Annotated in this window: 18 protein-coding genes; 10 read left to right on the top strand and 8 right to left on the bottom strand. The window is 67.4% G+C overall.

All coding sequences use genetic code 11. From position 1 onward, the window contains the following. Positions 1-4: 4 nt before the first annotated feature. Positions 5-700: a dienelactone hydrolase family protein gene (locus tag ACW17V_RS19880; RefSeq protein WP_492106747.1), complete on the bottom strand. Its 696-nt coding sequence runs from the start codon at positions 698-700 to the stop codon at positions 5-7. Between the two features lie 109 nt (positions 701-809). Between ACW17V_RS19880 and ACW17V_RS19875 the strand changes: the two genes are divergently transcribed. From ACW17V_RS19875 to ACW17V_RS19850, 6 genes are all read left to right on the top strand, one after another. Beyond that, complete coding sequence (locus ACW17V_RS19875) at positions 810-1,055, top strand: DUF6489 family protein (protein ID WP_492106746.1); 246 nt, start codon at positions 810-812, stop codon at positions 1,053-1,055. Continuing rightward, positions 1,055-2,398 (top strand): tRNA uridine-5-carboxymethylaminomethyl(34) synthesis GTPase MnmE, encoded by a 1,344-nt coding sequence (gene mnmE, locus ACW17V_RS19870; protein WP_492106745.1) that lies wholly within the window; start codon positions 1,055-1,057, stop codon positions 2,396-2,398. Before ACW17V_RS19875 ends, mnmE begins: the two co-directional genes overlap by 1 nt. Positions 2,399-2,566: 168 nt before the next feature. Further along, positions 2,567-4,420, top strand: a complete 1,854-nt coding sequence (gene mnmG / locus ACW17V_RS19865; RefSeq protein WP_492106744.1) for a tRNA uridine-5-carboxymethylaminomethyl(34) synthesis enzyme MnmG — start codon at positions 2,567-2,569, stop codon at positions 4,418-4,420. Then, complete coding sequence (gene rsmG, locus ACW17V_RS19860) at positions 4,410-5,072, top strand: 16S rRNA (guanine(527)-N(7))-methyltransferase RsmG (RefSeq protein WP_492106743.1); 663 nt, start codon at positions 4,410-4,412, stop codon at positions 5,070-5,072. The genes mnmG and rsmG overlap by 11 nt, the downstream gene beginning before the upstream one ends. Continuing rightward, entirely contained in the window at positions 5,062-5,874 is an 813-nt protein-coding gene (locus ACW17V_RS19855; RefSeq protein ID WP_492106742.1) for a ParA family protein, read from the top strand. Before rsmG ends, ACW17V_RS19855 begins: the two co-directional genes overlap by 11 nt. Positions 5,875-5,907: 33 nt before the next feature. Continuing rightward, positions 5,908-6,822 (top strand): ParB/RepB/Spo0J family partition protein, encoded by a 915-nt coding sequence (locus ACW17V_RS19850; RefSeq protein WP_492108839.1) that lies wholly within the window; start codon positions 5,908-5,910, stop codon positions 6,820-6,822. Positions 6,823-7,037: 215 nt separating this feature from the next. Here the strand turns inward: ACW17V_RS19850 and holA are convergent, their stop codons facing one another. The 4 genes from holA to ACW17V_RS19830 all read right to left on the bottom strand — a co-directional run bounded on the left by holA (position 7,038) and on the right by ACW17V_RS19830 (position 11,903). After that, the gene (gene holA, locus ACW17V_RS19845) at positions 7,038-8,090 is read right to left on the bottom strand and encodes a DNA polymerase III subunit delta (protein ID WP_492106741.1); all 1,053 of its coding nucleotides are present in this window, start codon (positions 8,088-8,090) and stop codon (positions 7,038-7,040) included. Positions 8,091-8,114: 24 nt separating this feature from the next. Then, positions 8,115-8,618: an LPS assembly lipoprotein LptE gene (gene lptE, locus ACW17V_RS19840; RefSeq protein ID WP_492106740.1), complete on the bottom strand. Its 504-nt coding sequence runs from the start codon at positions 8,616-8,618 to the stop codon at positions 8,115-8,117. A 3-nt stretch (positions 8,619-8,621) separates the two neighbouring features. Next, a complete protein-coding gene (gene leuS / locus ACW17V_RS19835; RefSeq protein WP_492106739.1) occupies positions 8,622-11,228 on the bottom strand; it encodes a leucine--tRNA ligase in 2,607 nt (868 codons plus the stop codon). 141 nt (positions 11,229-11,369) lie between these two features. Continuing rightward, on the bottom strand, positions 11,370-11,903 hold the full coding sequence (locus ACW17V_RS19830) for a DUF3576 domain-containing protein (RefSeq protein ID WP_492106738.1): 534 nt from the start codon (positions 11,901-11,903) through the stop codon (positions 11,370-11,372). A 249-nt stretch (positions 11,904-12,152) separates the two neighbouring features. Here ACW17V_RS19830 and ACW17V_RS19825 point away from each other — a divergent pair, with 249 nt between their 5' ends. Then, entirely contained in the window at positions 12,153-12,563 is a 411-nt protein-coding gene (locus tag ACW17V_RS19825; RefSeq protein WP_492106737.1) for an NtrZ family periplasmic regulatory protein, read from the top strand. Here the strand turns inward: ACW17V_RS19825 and ACW17V_RS19820 are convergent. Beyond that, the gene (locus ACW17V_RS19820; protein ID WP_492108838.1) at positions 12,560-13,171 is read right to left on the bottom strand and encodes a thiamine phosphate synthase; all 612 of its coding nucleotides are present in this window, start codon (positions 13,169-13,171) and stop codon (positions 12,560-12,562) included. The two genes, ACW17V_RS19825 and ACW17V_RS19820, sit on opposite strands and share 4 nt — an antisense overlap. 21 nt (positions 13,172-13,192) lie before the next feature. Between ACW17V_RS19820 and ACW17V_RS19815 the strand changes: the two genes are divergently transcribed. Both ACW17V_RS19815 and ACW17V_RS19810 read left to right on the top strand, forming a co-directional pair. After that, positions 13,193-13,885, top strand: a complete 693-nt coding sequence (locus ACW17V_RS19815; RefSeq protein WP_492106736.1) for a YggS family pyridoxal phosphate-dependent enzyme — start codon at positions 13,193-13,195, stop codon at positions 13,883-13,885. Positions 13,886-13,929: 44 nt separating this feature from the next. Next, entirely contained in the window at positions 13,930-14,241 is a 312-nt protein-coding gene (locus tag ACW17V_RS19810) for a YdeI/OmpD-associated family protein (protein ID WP_492106735.1), read from the top strand. A 7-nt stretch (positions 14,242-14,248) separates the two neighbouring features. On the opposite strand, the gene ACW17V_RS19805 is transcribed toward ACW17V_RS19810, so the two are convergent. Continuing rightward, positions 14,249-14,755, bottom strand: coding sequence for a L,D-transpeptidase family protein (locus tag ACW17V_RS19805; protein WP_492106734.1), 507 nt, complete (start codon positions 14,753-14,755; stop codon positions 14,249-14,251). A 61-nt stretch (positions 14,756-14,816) separates the two neighbouring features. Between ACW17V_RS19805 and ACW17V_RS19800 the strand changes: the two genes are divergently transcribed. Beyond that, the gene (locus ACW17V_RS19800; protein ID WP_035048857.1) at positions 14,817-15,503 is read left to right on the top strand and encodes a response regulator transcription factor; all 687 of its coding nucleotides are present in this window, start codon (positions 14,817-14,819) and stop codon (positions 15,501-15,503) included. Between the two features lie 82 nt (positions 15,504-15,585). Here ACW17V_RS19800 and secB read toward each other — a convergent pair whose 3' ends face one another. Further along, positions 15,586-16,080 (bottom strand): protein-export chaperone SecB, encoded by a 495-nt coding sequence (gene secB, locus ACW17V_RS19795; RefSeq protein WP_492106733.1) that lies wholly within the window; start codon positions 16,078-16,080, stop codon positions 15,586-15,588. Positions 16,081-16,106: the final 26 nt, after the last annotated feature.

Genomic DNA, 16,106 nt, shown 5'->3' with positions numbered 1-16,106 from the left:
AGGATCAGGTCAGGTTGGTCTGGAAGAAGGTCAGCGACCGGCCATTGGCCTTGGCCGCGTCGGCAGCGTCATAGTGTGCGCCGCCTTCGCGGGCGAAGGCGTGATCGCGGCCGGCATAGGTATGGATCTGGATCTGCGGGTGATCCTTCAGGGCGGCCAGGATCACCTGCTGCGCTTCCGGCGGCACGAACTGGTCCTTTTCGGCGATGTGCATCAGCAGGGGACGCGCCAGCTTGTCGGCCTCGCCCACGTGCTTCTCCAGACCGACGCCGTAGTAGGAGACGCAGGCGTCTGCGTCCGTGCGGGTGGCGGTCAGGAAAGCCAGCAGGCCACCCAGGCAATAGCCGACCGCGCCGACCTTGCCGGACACGCCGGGCAGGGCGCGGACGACGGCGATGGTGGCGGCGATGTCGGCGACGCCGGCGTCGACGTCGAACGCATTGAACAGTTCAAAGGCCCGCTTCCACTCGGCCTCCGACTGGTCGGTGATGTCGATGCCGGGCTCGATCCGCCAGAACAGGTCGGGACAGATGGCCACGAAACCCTGGGCGGCCAGGCCGTCGCAGATGTCGCGCATTACCTTGTTGACGCCGAAGATCTCCTGGATGACCACCACGGCGGGAGCGCGCTCTGCCTGGGGCCGCGCCACATAGGCGGTGAAGGCGCCGTCAGGCGTGGTGATGGTGAGGGTCTCGCTCATCAGGGCTCTCCGTCGTATGGCGTCGATGTGACTTTCGACCAAAGCGCTCTAACGTGACGCGTCGGGCCTGGCCCATAACAATATCGTGCCCTGACCTGAGGGAACCGCCATGAAGATGACCATCGAGATTGACTGCACCCCCGTGGAGGCGCGCACCTTTCTGGGCCTGCCGGATGTCAGCACGCTTAACGACCACCTCGTCAAAGAGATGCAGACGCGCATGGACGCCAACATGGCCATGCTGGCGCCTGAAGAGCTGATGAAGAACTGGATGGCGTTCGGGACTGGCGCCCAGGATCAGTTCCGCAAGCTGATGACGGCGGCGGCCGGTGCGGCGGTCGGCAAGCGCGACTGATGACCGATACGATCTTCGCCCTGGCCACAGCGGCCGGGCGGGCGGCGGTGGCCGTGGTGCGCGTGTCGGGTCCCCACACGCATGACATCGTGGCGGCGCTGGCGGGCAGGGTTCCGCCGCCGCGCCAGGCCGCGCTTCGCCGGTTGAAGCACGACGGCGTGGAGCTCGACGAGGCCCTGGTGCTCTTCTTCCAGGGACCGGCCAGCTATACCGGCGAGGACGCCGCCGAGTTTCACGTGCATGGCGGTCGGGCCGTGGTCGAGGCGTTGCTGGAGGCGCTGGTCGCTCTGGGGCTGCGCCTGGCCGAGCCCGGCGAATTCACCCGCCGCGCCTTTGAGAACGGCAAGCTGGACCTGGCCCAGGCCGAGGGCGTGGCCGATCTGGTCGACGCCGAAACCGAAGGCCAGCGTCGTCAGGCTTTGGGTCAGATCGGTGGCGCACTCAGCCAACGGTATGATCGCTGGCGCGAGCTGATGGTCCATGCCCTGGCCATGCTGGAAGCGGCCGTCGACTTCCCCGATGAAGACCTCCCGGAAGAGGTGGCCGCCCGCGCTCGTCCCGGACTAGAGACCCTGGCGGCCGAGATCGACACCGCTCTGGCTGATGCGGCGCGCGGCCGTCGGGTTCGGGATGGCTATCGTATCGCCCTGATCGGCGCGCCGAATGCCGGCAAGAGCACGGTGCTCAATGGTCTGGCCCAGCGCGACGCCGCGATCGTCACCGAGATCGCCGGCACCACACGGGACATCATCGAGGTCCCGCTGGTGCTGGGCGGCTATCGCGTGCTGCTGGCCGACACCGCCGGCCTTCGCGAGACCGTGGATGTCGTCGAGGCCGAAGGTGTGCGTCGCGCCCGGGCCTGGGCCCACGACGCGGACCTGCGGATCTGGGTCATCGACGGGTTTCACGTGGAACAGGCGGGCGGTGAGGGCGTCGATCTTCTGGCCCCGGGCGACTGGGTGCTGATCAACAAGATGGACATCGCCGACCCCGATGCGGTGGCCAGGGCGAGCGTCGCTCTGGTCGAGCGGGGCCTGACGGTTCGGACCGCCGCAGCGAAAACGGACGGCGCGGTCGACCGTCTCAAGGCGGACCTGACGTTCCACGTGACCGCAGCGCTGTCCGGCTCTGAGTTTCCCGCCGCAACCCGGCTGCGCCATGCCGAACGGCTGCGCGAAGCCCGTGGCTATCTGGGAAGAGCTCTCTCCGAGTCCGGGCTGGAGGTTGAACTTGCGGCCGAAGACGTGCGTCTTGCCGCGCGCGCCTTGGCCAAGATCACGGGCCGTATTGATGCTGAGGATGTGCTGGACCGGGTCTTCTCCAGCTTCTGTATCGGCAAGTAGAGTTTCACGTGAAACATGTACAGGTTATCCACAGGCTGATCACAGCTGTGCCATGAGTGTTTCACGTGAAACCTCCGGGACTCACGTCGACCTTTTCGCCTGAAGAGGGTATATGTGACTCCAGCGCCCCCGCCAGATCCGGGGGCGTTCGCATTGAGGCGCGCACCTTTGTCCAACACCTGGGATGTTATTGTCATCGGCGGCGGCCACGCCGGCTGCGAGGCGGCCAGCGCCGCCGCGCGCACGGGGGCTCGCACCCTGCTGCTGACCCACAAGCTTGAGACCATCGGCGAGATGTCCTGCAACCCGGCCATCGGCGGCCTGGGCAAGGGCCACCTGGTCCGCGAGATTGACGCCCTCGACGGGGTGATGGGCCGCATGGCCGACAAGGCCGGCATCCAGTTCCGGATGCTGAACCGCTCCAAGGGCCCCGCCGTCCGCGGCCCGCGCTCGCAGATCGACCGCCGGCTCTATCGCGAGGCCATGCAGGCCGAGCTGAACGCCACGTGTAACCTCGACATCGTCGCGGCCGCCGCCGAGGACCTCATTGTTGACGACGGCAAGGTGGCGGGCGTGATCGATGGGGCAGGGGTCGCCTACCACGCGCCGCGCGTGGTGCTGACCACCGGCACCTTCCTGAAGGGCCTGATCCATTTGGGCGAGACCCGCACGCCGGCCGGCCGGGTCGGCGACGCGCCATCCATCGGTCTGTCGGATCGCCTCTACGGCCTCGACTTCCACATGGGACGGCTGAAGACCGGCACGCCCGCCCGTCTGGACGGCGCGACCATCGCCTGGGATCGCCTGGAGATGCAGGCGGCCGATGAAGAGCCCGTGCCGTTCTCGTTCCTGACCGACCGGATCACCGTTCCGCAGATCCAGTGCGGCGTGACCTGGACGACCCCCGAGACCCACCAGATCATCGCCGACCGCCTCGGCGAGTCGGCCGTGTATGGCGGTCGCGCCACGGGGATCGGCCCGCGCTATTGCCCGTCGATCGAGGACAAGGTCGTCCGCTTCGCTGACAAGACCAGCCACCAGATCTTCCTGGAGCCGGAAGGGCTGGATGACACGACGGTCTATCCGAACGGTATCTCGACATCTGTTTCGGAAGAAACACAGCTGATGTTCCTGCGCACGATCCCCGGCCTGGAGCTGGTCGAGGTCAAGCGCTACGGCTACGCCATCGAATATGACTACGTGGATCCGCGCGAGCTGTTCCCGACCCTGGAGACCAAGCGACTGCCGGGCCTGTATCTGGCCGGCCAGATCAACGGCACCACGGGGTATGAAGAGGCCGGCGCCCAGGGCCTGGTCGCTGGCCTCAATGCCGCGCTCGCGGCTCAGGGCCGGGAGCCCGCCACTTTCGCGCGCGACGAGGCCTATATCGGCGTGATGATCGACGACCTCGTCACCCGTGGCGTCACCGAACCCTATCGCATGTTCACCAGCCGGGCCGAGTTCCGCCTGACCCTGCGCGCGGACAATGCCGACCAGCGCCTGACCGATCGGGGCGTCGCCCTGGGCGTTGTGGGCTCCGTGCGCGCCGAGGCCTGGGCCGACAAGAAGACCAAGCTGGAAGAGGCCCGCGCCTTCGCCCGCTCCGTCAGCCTGACCCCGCCGGAAGCGCTGAGGGGCGGCTTCAAGGTCAAGGAAGACGGCGAGCGCCGGAACATCTTCGCCCTGCTGGCCTATCCAGAGGTGACCCTGGATCGTCTCGGCGAGGTGTGGCCCGAGGTTTCCACGTGGAACATGGCGGTGCGCGAGCAGATCGAAATCGAGGCGGCCTATGCCGGCTATCTCGACCGCCAGCGCGCCGACGCCGAGTCTTTCCGCCGGGAAGAGGACCTGCGCCTGCCGGCCGATCTCGACTATCGCGCCGTCGGCAGCCTCTCCAACGAGGTCCGCGAGAAGCTGGCGCGAGTGAAGCCTCTGACCCTGGGCCAGGCCGCCCGTATCGAAGGCGTGACGCCTGGCGCGCTGACAGCGCTGCTGGCCCACGTGCGTCGCCATGCAGCCTGAGACCGTTTTGACCTCCGAAGCCGTGGCTGAACCCGTTCTGGACGCGGCCGGCTATCAGGCCCTGACCGGCGTCACCGACAGCCAGCTGGCGGATCTGGCCCGCTATCAGGACCTGCTGGCCGAATGGAACGCGGTGATGAACCTGGTGGGTCCGGCGACCATCGCCACCTACTGGACGCGCCACGTGCTCGACAGTTCCCAGCTGCTGGAGATGGCCCCGGGCGCGAAAATCTGGGCTGACCTCGGCGCCGGCGCCGGTCTGCCCGGTATCGTCCTGGCCATACTTTTGAAAGACACACCGGGCGCCAGGGTCCATCTGGTCGAGAGCATGGCCAAGCGCTGCCGGTTTCTGAGCGAGGTCGTCTCGGCCCTCGATCTGCCGGCCCAGGTGCACAACGCCCGGGCCGAAGAGCTCAATCTCAAGGTCGAGGTGGTCACCGCCCGCGCCTGCGCGCCGATGACCAAACTTCTGGGTTTTTCCTGGCCCTATCTGCACCGGGGCGCGCTTGGCCTGTTCCTGAAGGGACAGGATGTGGCCAGCGAGCTTTCCGAAGCCGAGACCGCTTGGAATTTCGAGGCCGAGCTGCGACCCAGTCAAAGCGACCCTCGCGGTCGCATCGTTCAAGTAAAGAGGCTTTCCCGTGTCCGCTAAGCCACTCCAGCCGCTCCGCGTCCTCGCCATCGCCAACCAGAAGGGCGGGGTGGGCAAGACGACCACGGCCATCAATCTGGGCACGGCCCTGGCGGCCTGTGGCGAACGCGTGCTGCTGATCGACGCCGATCCGCAGGGCAACTGCTCGACGGGCCTGGGCATCACCCGCCAGCAGCGCCGCACGACCCTGTATGACGTGCTGATGGGCGAGTCTCCGGTGGTCGACGCCGCCGTGGCCACCAGCCTGCCGGGCCTGGACGTCGTACCGGCCGACGCCGACCTGTCAGGTGTCGAGCTGGAACTGGGTCAGACCGCCCGCCGGTCCTACCGCCTGCGCGACGCCCTGGAGCCCCTGCGCGCCAATGGGCCCTATACCTATGTGCTGATTGACTGCCCGCCGTCGCTGAACGTGCTGACCGTCAACGCCATGACCGCCGCCGACGCGGTGTTCGTGCCGCTGCAGTGCGAGTTCTTCGCCCTGGAAGGCCTGACCCAGCTGATCCGCACGATCGAGCGGGTGCGCGGCAGCCTCAATCCGCACCTGGAAATCCAGGGCGTGGTCCTGACCATGTACGACAAGCGCAACAGCCTGTCGGAGCAGGTGGCCAAGGACGTGCGCGCCCACTTCGGCGACAAGGTCTATGACGCGGTCATTCCGCGCAACGTGCGGGTCTCGGAGGCGCCGTCCTTCGGCAAGCCCGTCCTGCTGTACGATCTGAAATGCGCGGGCAGCCAGGCCTATCTGAAACTGGCCCGTGAAGTGATCAGTCGCGAACGCGCCCGTCTGTCCCACGCCGCCTAGAACCGAATAACAGTCGTCGATACGAGCTTGAAGATGGAGTCCGTCGTGGTGGGAGAGCCGGGTATGGCCGAAGGGCGTAGGGGTTTGGGTCGCGGTCTGTCCGCCCTGCTGGGCGAGGTCGACGCCGCGCCGGCCCAGGCGCCGGGCGAACGGCTGGGTGGGGCCAATGAGGCGCCGATCGAGCTGCTGCGCCGCAATCCGGATCAGCCACGCCGGACCTTCCGCGAGGACGACCTGGTCGAGCTGTCCAATTCCATCCGCGAAAAGGGCGTCCTGCAGCCGATCCTGGTGCGTCCCGCGCCCGGCGCGGCCGGGGAATACCAGATCGTCGCCGGCGAGCGCCGCTGGCGCGCGGCCCAGCGAGCCGGCCTGCGCAGCGTGCCGATCCTGGTCCGCGAGCTGGACGACCTGGCCGTCCTTGAGATCGGCATCATCGAGAACGTCCAGCGGTCCGACCTCAACATCCTGGAAGAGGCGCTGTCCTACCGCGTCCTGATGGACAAGTTCGACCGCACCCAGGAAAACATCGCCCAGACCATCGGCAAGAGCCGCAGCCACGTGGCCAACACACTGCGGCTGCTGGCCCTACCGGAAGAGGTTCAGCAACACCTGGTCAGCGGCGAGCTGTCGGCCGGTCATGCCCGCGCCATCGCCGCCGCCGAGGACCCCGCCGCCCTGGCGCGCGAGATCATCGGCAAGGGCCTATCGGTGCGCGACACCGAAGCCCTGGCTCGCAAGACGCCCGACGCCCGTCCGGCCAAGAACAAGGGTGGTCGTCCGCCCAAGGTCAAGGACACCGACACCCAGGCCCTGGAGTCCGACCTGTCGTCGGTGCTGGGCCTCGATGTGGTCATCGACCATCGCGACGGCGCCGGCCAGCTGACCATCCGCTATGCGACGCTCGAGCAGCTGGACGACCTCTGCAACCGGCTGACACGCGGGGTCTGATCGACCACACGCAATGCGATTTTGAAGAGTGTAAGATCACGCTTTTTGAACACCCTCTGTCGCGCACAGAACGGCGCCTTTCCGTACTCGGGGAGGCGCCGTTTTCGTGAGGCGAGGGCGGATTTCGCGATAATCCGCGTAAAGCCCTGTTCGATAAGGCTTTCCTGAAAGTCATCCACAGGCGCGCAAACGCCCTGTTTTCGGGGTCTTTTGGCCTAAAGGCCCAGTCGGCGCGCGCGACCGGCGATCATCAGGGCCAGGCGCTCGGAAATCAGCTGGTCGGGCGAGCCGGAGGTCTTGCACGCCCGGTCGGCGTTGAGAATTTCGCCCTGGATGTCGAGCAGCAGCTCCAGGGTCCAGGCGCGGGCCTGGCGCAGGAACTCGCGCTCCTGTTTCCAGAACACACCCGAGGCCTTGGCCGCCGCCGTCAGGTCGATGCCGTTCTTGTGCAGGGTCAGGGTGCGGCGCAGGCGGCCCAGGTGATAGCCCATGGCCCGCACCGCCGCGGGGCCGCCTTCGCCTTCCGCCGCCGCGCGACGCAGTCCCGCCTGGGCGGCGCCGAGGCGGCCGCCAAAGGCGTCGATGGCGGCGTCGCCCAGCGAGGCCTCGGGTTCGACCCCCAGGAAGTCGGTCAGGTCGGCCGCCGTGGCGTTGACGCCGCTGCCGGGGCCCAGGAACAGGATCAGGCGCTCGATCTCCATCCGCGCCACGCCGCGTTCCTTGGGCAGGCGTGAGACGAACAGGTCGAGGGCTTCGCTGTTGAGGCTGACCTTGTCCCGGGCCAGGGTTTCACGGGCCAGGCGGGCCATGTCGCCGGCCTCGTCCTCGTAGCAGGGGATGACGGCGCAGCCGCTGGCCTTCTCGCCGACCTTGCGCAGGGTCGAGTCGCGGCCCAGCGCGCCGGCCTCGACGATGAACAGCGCCTCGGGATTGAGCTGGCCGTCGACATGGCGGGTCAGGGCCTCGGCCGTGGCCTTGTCGGGTCCAGCCTTCTCGCCGGTCAGGCGCAGGCGCACCAGCCGGCGGCCGCCCATCATCGACAGGGCGGAGAGCTCTTCCTCCAGCTTACCGGGATGGGACTCGACGTCGCTTTCGGTCAGCTGGGCGGTGTCGAAGGGATCATCGGGCCGCGCGAACAGGCGCTTGGCCAGCTGGTCGGCGCGATCGCGCACGACGCCGCGATCCTTGCCGTAGATCACCACGGCGCGGATATCCGGGGCCGGATCCTTCAGAAAGCGTTCGACGTCCGGCCGCTTGGACAGGATCATGGCGTCAGGCCTTAAGCGGGGGCGTCAGGTCTTGGCCTTGCGGCCGCCGGCCATCCAGGCGGCGAGATCCAGCTGGATGTTGCGGGCCACCTCGGCGGCGGCGCGTTCCTGGCCGTCGTTCTGGGCGGCGATGGCGGCATAGGGCTGGTCGGCCGAGTCATAGGTCACGGCGGCCTCGCTGCGGCCCTTGCGGACCTCGGCGCCGGTCTTGCCGTCCAGCAGGCGCCAGTTGACGACCATCCGCAGCTCGTAGCGGTTGGCGACATTGTCGACCCGCACGCCGCGCGCATAGCGCTGCTCGTTGATCGCCAGGGTCAGGCGGTAGGCGGCTGGCGCATCGACCGCGTGAACAAAGGCGTCATCCAGCTGCTCGCGCAGCAGGAAGCCGGCGCGGCCGTCGGGGGCGACGGTCTCGATCGAGGCCAGGCCCGGCGTGACGCCCGGCGTGGCGTACAGCGGCGTGAACCCGCAGGCCGAGAGGCCGAGGGTGGAGACGGCGAGCGCGCCAACCAGGAGAATGCGTTTCATCGGTCAGTTGGCCACGATGTTGACGATACGGTCCTTGACCACGATCACCTTGCGGACCGTGACCCCCTCAAGGTGGGCCAGAACGGCCGGATCGGCCAGCGCGATCTTCTCGACTTCGCTTTCCGAGAGGCCGGCCTTGACCTTGATCTCGCCGCGACGCTTGCCGTTGATCTGGATCGGCAGCACGCGTTCGTCGTCGGCGGCCAGGGCCGGGTCGGCCTTGGGCCAGGGCGCGTCGACCACCAGGCCTTCGCCGCCCAGGCTGGCCCAGGCTTCCTCTGCCAGGTGGGGCGTGAACGGGGCCACCAGTCGGGCCAGGATGTGCAGGGCCTCCTTGCGGGCCGCCAGCACAGCTTGTGAGGCTCCCTCTGCCGGAGCGGCCTTCAGGGCGTTCAGGAACTCGTACAGGCGCGCCACGCCGCTGTTGAAGCGAAAGCCCTCGATGCTGTCCGTGACGAAGCCGATCAGCTTGTGCGCCGACTTGCGTAGGGCCAGGGCGGCCTCGTCCGAAGGGTCATGGACGAAATCGCCGGCCGGCTGGCTGTCGAACTCGTTCCACAGGCGATGGGTGAAGCGCCAGGAGCCTTCGACGCCCGAATTGGTCCACTGCACGTCGCGCTCGGGCGGGCTGTCGCTCATCACGAACAGGCGCGCGGCGTCGACGCCATAGGCATCGAAGATGTCTTCGGGCGCGACGACGTTCTTCTTGGACTTCGACATCTTCTCGATGTCGCCGATCTTGATGGGCAGGCCCGAGCCGATGCGACGCGCCTGGCGGAGGCCGTCGACGACCTGGAACTCGACCTCGGAGGGCTCGACCCACTCGCCCTGGGCGCCGGTATAGGTCTCGTGCGTGACCATGCCCTGGGTGAACAGGCCCGCGAAGGGCTCTTCCACAGACAGCAGGCCCTCGTCCTTCAGGGCGCGGGTGATGAAGCGGGCGTACAGCAGGTGCAGGATCGCGTGCTCGACGCCGCCGATATACTGGTCGACGGGCATCCAGTGATCGGCCGAAGCCTTGTCGATGCACTCGTCGGCGGTGGGATTGGCGAAGCGCGCGAAGTACCACGAGCTGTCCATGAAGGTGTCGAGCGTGTCGGTCTCGCGCTGAGCCGGAGCCCCGCACGACGGACAGCTGACGTTCTTCCAGGTCGGGTGACGCACCAGCGGATTGCCCGGCTTGTCGGCCTCGAAGGTGACGTCGTCGGGCAGCACCACCGGCAGCTGGTCTTCCGGCACGGGTACGGGACCGCAGGCCTCGCAGTGGATGATCGGGATCGGGCAGCCCCAGTAGCGCTGGCGGCTGACGCCCCAGTCGCGCAGGCGATAGACCGTCGCGCCCTGGCCCTGGTCCTGGGCCTCGATGCGGGCGACGACCTCGGATTTGGCGGACTCGATGTCCATCCCGTCCAGGAAGCCTGAATTATAGATCGCGCCGGGGCCGACATAGGCCTCCTTGCCGACCGCGAAGGTCGCCGGATCCTCGCCGGGCGGCAGAACCACCGGCAGCACCGGCAGGTCGTACTTGCGGGCGAAGTCCAGATCGCGCTGGTCGTGGGCCGGGCAGGCGAAGATCGCGCCCGTGCCGTAGTCCATCAGGATGAAGTTGGCGATCCAGACGGGCAGGGTGATGGTCGGGTCCAGCGGGTGGACGACGCGCAGGCCGGTGTCGCGGCCCAGCTTCTCGGCGCCTTCGATATCGGCTTCCGAGGTCCCGCCCTTGCGGCATTCGGCGATGAAGGCCTGCAGCTCGGGGTTCTCGACCGCCAGCTGCTCGGCCAGCGGGTGCTCGGGAGCGATGCCTACGAAGCTGGCGCCGAACAGGGTGTCGGGGCGGGTGGTGTAGACCTCCAGCCCGGCCGCGTGGCCATCGGGGGCCTCGCTCCCATTTCCGTTGTTGGCGAACTTGAAGGTGAAGCGCAGGCCCTTGGACCGGCCGATCCAGTTCTCCTGCATGATACGGACCTTTTCAGGCCAGCGATCCAGGGTCTTCAAGCCGTCGATCAGAGCGTCGGCATAGTCGGTGATGCGCAGGAACCACTGGGTCAGCTTGCGCTTCTCGACCGGGGCGCCCGAGCGCCAGCCCTTGCCGTCGATGACCTGCTCGTTGGCCAGGACGGTCATGTCGACCGGATCCCAGTTGACCGAGGCCTCCTTGCGATAGACCAGGCCGCGCTTCAGCAGCTTCAGGAACCAGGCCTGCTGCTTGCCGTAATATTCCGGGTCGCAGGTGGCGAATTCGCGCGACCAGTCGATCGACAGGCCCAGGGCCTTCAACTGCTCGCGCATGGCGGCGATGTTGTCGTAGGTCCAGCCCTTGGGGTGGACGCCGCGCTCCATGGCGGCGTTCTCGGCCGGCATGCCAAAGGCGTCCCAGCCCATCGGGTGCAGCACCGAGAAGCCCTGGGCGCGCTTGTAGCGGGCCACGACGTCGCCCATGGCGTAGTTGCGCACATGGCCCATGTGGATGCGCCCGGATGGATACGGGAACATCTCGAGCACATAGTATTTCGGCCGCGCGTCCGAGATGTCCGCCGTCTTGAAGACGTCGGCTTTCGCCCAGGCGTCGCGCCATTTGGGCTCGGTGTCTTTGGGATTGTAGCGGGCCATGCAAACCGAATGTCTAGATTAGGCGGAAAGGGGCGCCTAAGGGCGCGTCCGCGAGACATATAAGCGGTTTCGCGGCCGGAGCGCGCTTGAAAGTGCGGCGGTTCGGGTCTTCGCCGCGAACGACAAAGACCCGCCGGGGCCTTAGCCCTTGATGTTCGAAAGTCGAAGCTGACGGGCGCGGGTCAGGATCGCGTTCTCGATGTCCGTGGCCGTCTGGTCGGCAGCGGCGGCGTCGGTCCAGCCGCCAGCGGCGTCCTTGGCCTGCTTGAACACGTTGACGTTCAGACCGTCGGCGCGCAGGCGGGTGTCCAGGATGTAGACGGTCGCCTTGAAGCGCTCGTCGGGCTTTTCCGGGTTCACATACCAGTCGGTGACGATCACGCCGCCGTAGGGGTCGGCCGAGGCCAGGGGCATGAAGGCCAGGGTGTCGAGCGTCGCGCGCCACAGATAGCCGTTGACGCCGATCGACCCTTCGCTGGCCGGAGCCTTGCCGCCGCCGCCGCCCAGACCCTTGAAGGGGTTGAAGCCGCCGCCATCGTCCGAGACGGTGGAGAAAACCTTGGGACCCTTGGTGCTGCCGCAGGCGGTAACGCCCAGAACCGACAGCGCCAGCACGCCAGCGGCGACGCCGCGCAACACTGATCCACGCTTAAACGCCATAGTACCTCGCTCCAATGTCTCGCCGGCGCGATCGCGCACTTTGGCGCGCCCCCGCGGCCGGAGCCGGTCTATAGCATGGGCGCGCTGCCTCAAAACAGGAATCGCGTGACCGGTCCGCCACAGGCGCCGTCTGAATCGCGACGATAGCGGTATCCTGCGACCAAACGCCGGTTGACCGCGTTCTGGTCAGGCCTTTAATCGATTATCAGGGCGCGCGTTCTTATGTTTGGAACGTGTGGGGTTTGGGACAGGTGACGAGTAGCGATGACCGCGACGCGTTTCATTACGGCAAGTGCTGCGGCGCTGATCCTCACCGGATCGGCGACGATCGCCCATGCCCAGGTCAAGACCCGCTCCGCCACGCCTGACTTCACGGTCAAGAACGACTTCACCAGCAACCCCAAGGGCGTGTTCGGCCCGCAGGACTCCAAGAAGACCCTGCAGTGGGACGCCAAGAAGGGCAAATGGGGCCTGAAGCTCGGCCTCGACCAGCCGGTCGGTCGTGAAATGGAACTGAAAGACGTCGAAGCCGGCGCCTATTTCAAGCTGACCCCTTCGATCCGCGTCGGCGGCGCCGTCGCGCTCGGCGACAACAACCCGGCCCTGGCCGCCCGCAAGGCCGAGCCGGTCGAGCCCGCGCCCCGCGTTCGCCTGGAAACCGCGTTCAAGTTCTAGTCCAGGAACGCTTCGACGGCCGCGAGGCCGACGATCCCCGTATTTTTCAGATTTTCCAAGGTTCCCGCCCGGATTCCGCCCAGGGCGTAGACCGGCGTGTCCGTCGCGCCGACCAGAGTGCGCAGGCCCTCGACGCCCAGCGGCGTTCCCGCCGACGGGCTGTTGCTCTCGAAGACCGGTGACACGACCAGGGCGTCTGCTCCCAGAGCGCTGGCCGACATGACGGCCTGGAGATCGTGAGCCGCGATCGTGACCAGCCAGTCCGGCCGCCTGGCGCGTAGACGCGGCGCGGTCTCTCTGGCGCGTTCAGGCAGATGCAGGCCATCGGCCTCGATGGCCTGGGCCAGTGCTTCGTCCGCGCCGACCAGCAGAGCCAGGCCGCGTCGGTCGGCGATGGCGCGCAGGCGCAGTCCCCGGGTCACTGCATCCGCCGCGCCGAAGGCCCGAAACACCACCCCCGCGCCGGGCGGCAGACGCTCGGCTACGGCCTCGGGGTCGGGAACCCGCGCCGGGTCGGTGAAGAAAAGCAGGCCGGGCAGGGCTAATCCGCGCGCCGTCCTTGGCGCGAAGGTCATGGCCGTCCTAGACAGGGCTTCCAGCTCATCCATCGGTTTCAAGCGATCTCCTGCATGCCCGACGCCCCCCAAGACAGCGCACTGGCCTCCATCCGCGCCCGCATCGCCGCCGCCGAGACCGCGGCCGGCCGTCCGCCGGGCTCGGTCACGCTGGTGGCGGTGTCCAAGACGCAGGCCTGGGACCATATCGCCCCGGTTCTGGCCGCTGACCAGCGGGTGTTCGGCGAAAATCGCGTCCAGGAGGCGATGGAGCGCTGGACGCCGCATCGCGAGGGGCTGGAGCTTCACCTGATCGGGCCGCTGCAGACCAACAAGGTGCGCGACGCCATCGGCTTCTTCGATGTGATCGAGACGGTGGACCGCGAGAAGCTGGCCAGGGCCCTGGCCGACGAAATCCGCCGCCAGGGCAAGGCTCCCCGCCTCTATGTGCAGGTCAATATCGGGCAGGAACCGCAGAAAGCCGGCATCGCGCCTGCCGAGGCCGACGGTTTCATCGCCCTTTGCCGCGAGCTGGGCCTGACCATTGAGGGGCTGATGTGCATCCCGCCGGCGGAAGACGACCCCGCGCCGCACTTCGCGGCCCTGCGGGAAATCGCCGGGCGCAACGGGGTCGCCAAGCTGTCCATGGGCATGAGTGACGACTTCGAGATCGCCATCGCCCAGGGCGCGACCTCGGTGCGGGTGGGATCAGCGATTTTTGGCGCGCGCGACACTGGCGGTCTTGGAACGACCCCTCCTGCCGGGTGATATGGCAGGCTGAAGGCTCTATCTCGTCGCAGGGAGATTTCGTGATGAACGCCTTTCCCCAAGGGACGGTCCACCAGGCGGGTGAAGATCTGCAGGCGGCGGTGCAATCGGATCCCGACGTTCTGGAGCTTTGGGCGCGCCTGACGCCGCTGGGGCGAAATGAGTTCATTTGCTGGGTCGACGACGCCAAGCAGCCGGCAACACGCCAGCGCCGCATCCAGCGAACCCGCGAGGAACTGCTGGAGGGCAAGAAACGGCCCTGTTGCTGGGCGGGTTGTATCCACCGCACCGACAAGGCGCCGAGCCGCTGGCAGCAGGCCGTCCTGATCGATGGGAAGGCCAAGAGCGGTCTATAGGCCGGGTCTAGGGCGCGATCTCGATGGCGTCGCCGGGCTTTGCCATCGCCAGCAGGGCCTCCAGATCCCCGCGCGCCAGGGCCACGCAGCCCTCGGTGCCGGAATAGTCCTCGCGCGCCAGGTGCAGGAAGATCGCCGAGCCCATCCCTGGGACCGGCGGATCGTCATTGTGAGCCAGGATCCCGACCAGGTCGTAGACTTGGTCATCCCGCCACAGCCGCTCGGCGCTGGCGGGGTAGGGCAGCTTGACCGGGCGGTTATAGGCCGGGTCGCCCGGCGCGTCGCACCAGCCGTCATCCGGGGCCATCGCCGCGACGGGCAGGGCGGTGGTCGGACCGTTGGGATAGACATCCGGGCGATAAAGCACCTGCCGGATCGTCCAGACGCCCACGGGGCTTCTGTTGTCGCCCTCGCGCTTGTCGGCGGCGGCGATGACACCGGCCTTGCCCAGGGCGCATCGAACCGTGCGTCCGTTGACGTCAATCTGGCCGTCGGGGCGGGCCCTGAAGATCATTGTCGGCTTCTCCGATCCCAAGGGTTGTCGCAGGGGGTCGCACCGGTGCATGTTCCGGCATATGGCGCAACGCAAGACCCTTCTGCTCATCGACGACGACGACGACCTGCGCGGCGCGCTGGCCGAACAGCTCGCCCTGCACGAAGAGTTCGCGGTGGCTGAAGCGGCCACGGCCGGCGAGGGCGTGCGCATGGCGCGCGAGATCAAGCCGGATCTGGTCCTGCTGGACGTCGACCTGCCCGACATGGACGGCCGCGAGGCCTGCCGGCTGATGCGCAAGAACGGCGTCATGGCCCCGGTGATCATGCTGACGGCCGCCGCCAGCGACAGCGACACCATTCTGGGGCTGGAATCCGGCGCCAACGACTATGTGACCAAGCCCTTCCGCTTCGGCGTGCTGCTGGCCCGCATCCGCGCCCAGCTGCGCAGCTACGAGGCCTCGGAAGACGCCCTGTTCCGCATCGGTCCCTACGAGTTCCGCCCCTCGGCCAAGCTTCTGGTCGACGAAAAGCAGAAAAAGGTGCGGTTGACCGAGAAGGAAACCAACATCCTGAAATACCTCTACCGCGCCGGCTCAAAGCCCGTGTCGCGCGAGGAACTGCTGACCGAGGTCTGGGGCTATAACGCCGGGGTCACCACCCACACCCTGGAAACCCATGTCTATCGCCTGCGCCAGAAGATCGAGCCCGATCCGGCCATGGCCAAGATCCTGATCACCGAAATGGGCGGGTATCGGCTGCAGCCGTAACGACAGAGGTCGCGACAGAAAAGAAAAACCCCGGCCGCATCGCTGCGCCGGGGTTTCTCAAATCTATCGGATCGAAAACGCCTCAGGCGTTGCCGACCACCACGCTTTCGGCCTGGGCCTTGCGGGCCGTGTAGACGCCGGCGAAGTCGATCGGGTCGATCAGGAAGGGCGGGAAGCCGCCTTCGCTGGTGATGTCGGCGATCACCCGGCGGGCGAACGGGAACAGGAAGCGCGGGCACTCGATCAGCAGCACTTCTTCCAGGGCCGCTTCGGCCACGCCGGCGATGTGGAACAGGCCGCCATAGACGACCTCGACATGGAACACCGGCTGGTCGTCGCGCGTGGCGCGGGCCGACAGCTTCAGGTCCACCTCGAACAGGCCGTCGGTGCGACCGCGGGCGTTCATTTCAACGCCCATGTCGATGGCCGGCTGGGCCGTGCCCGAGCGCAGGCTGTCGGGCGCCAGCGGGCTCTCGAACGAGAAGTCGCGGATGAACTGGGCCATGATGCGGATGCCCGATTGAGCGGCCGCGTTATCGTCCTGGGCGCCCTCGGGGGCGGCGGTCGTGTCGGTCATTAGGAATAAATCCGTACTCGGCCGCT

This window comes from Caulobacter sp. FV2ye17ST (genome assembly GCF_058680955.1).
The sequence above is the reverse complement of the archived record's forward strand: the minus strand, read 5'-3'. Positions and strand labels throughout refer to the sequence as shown.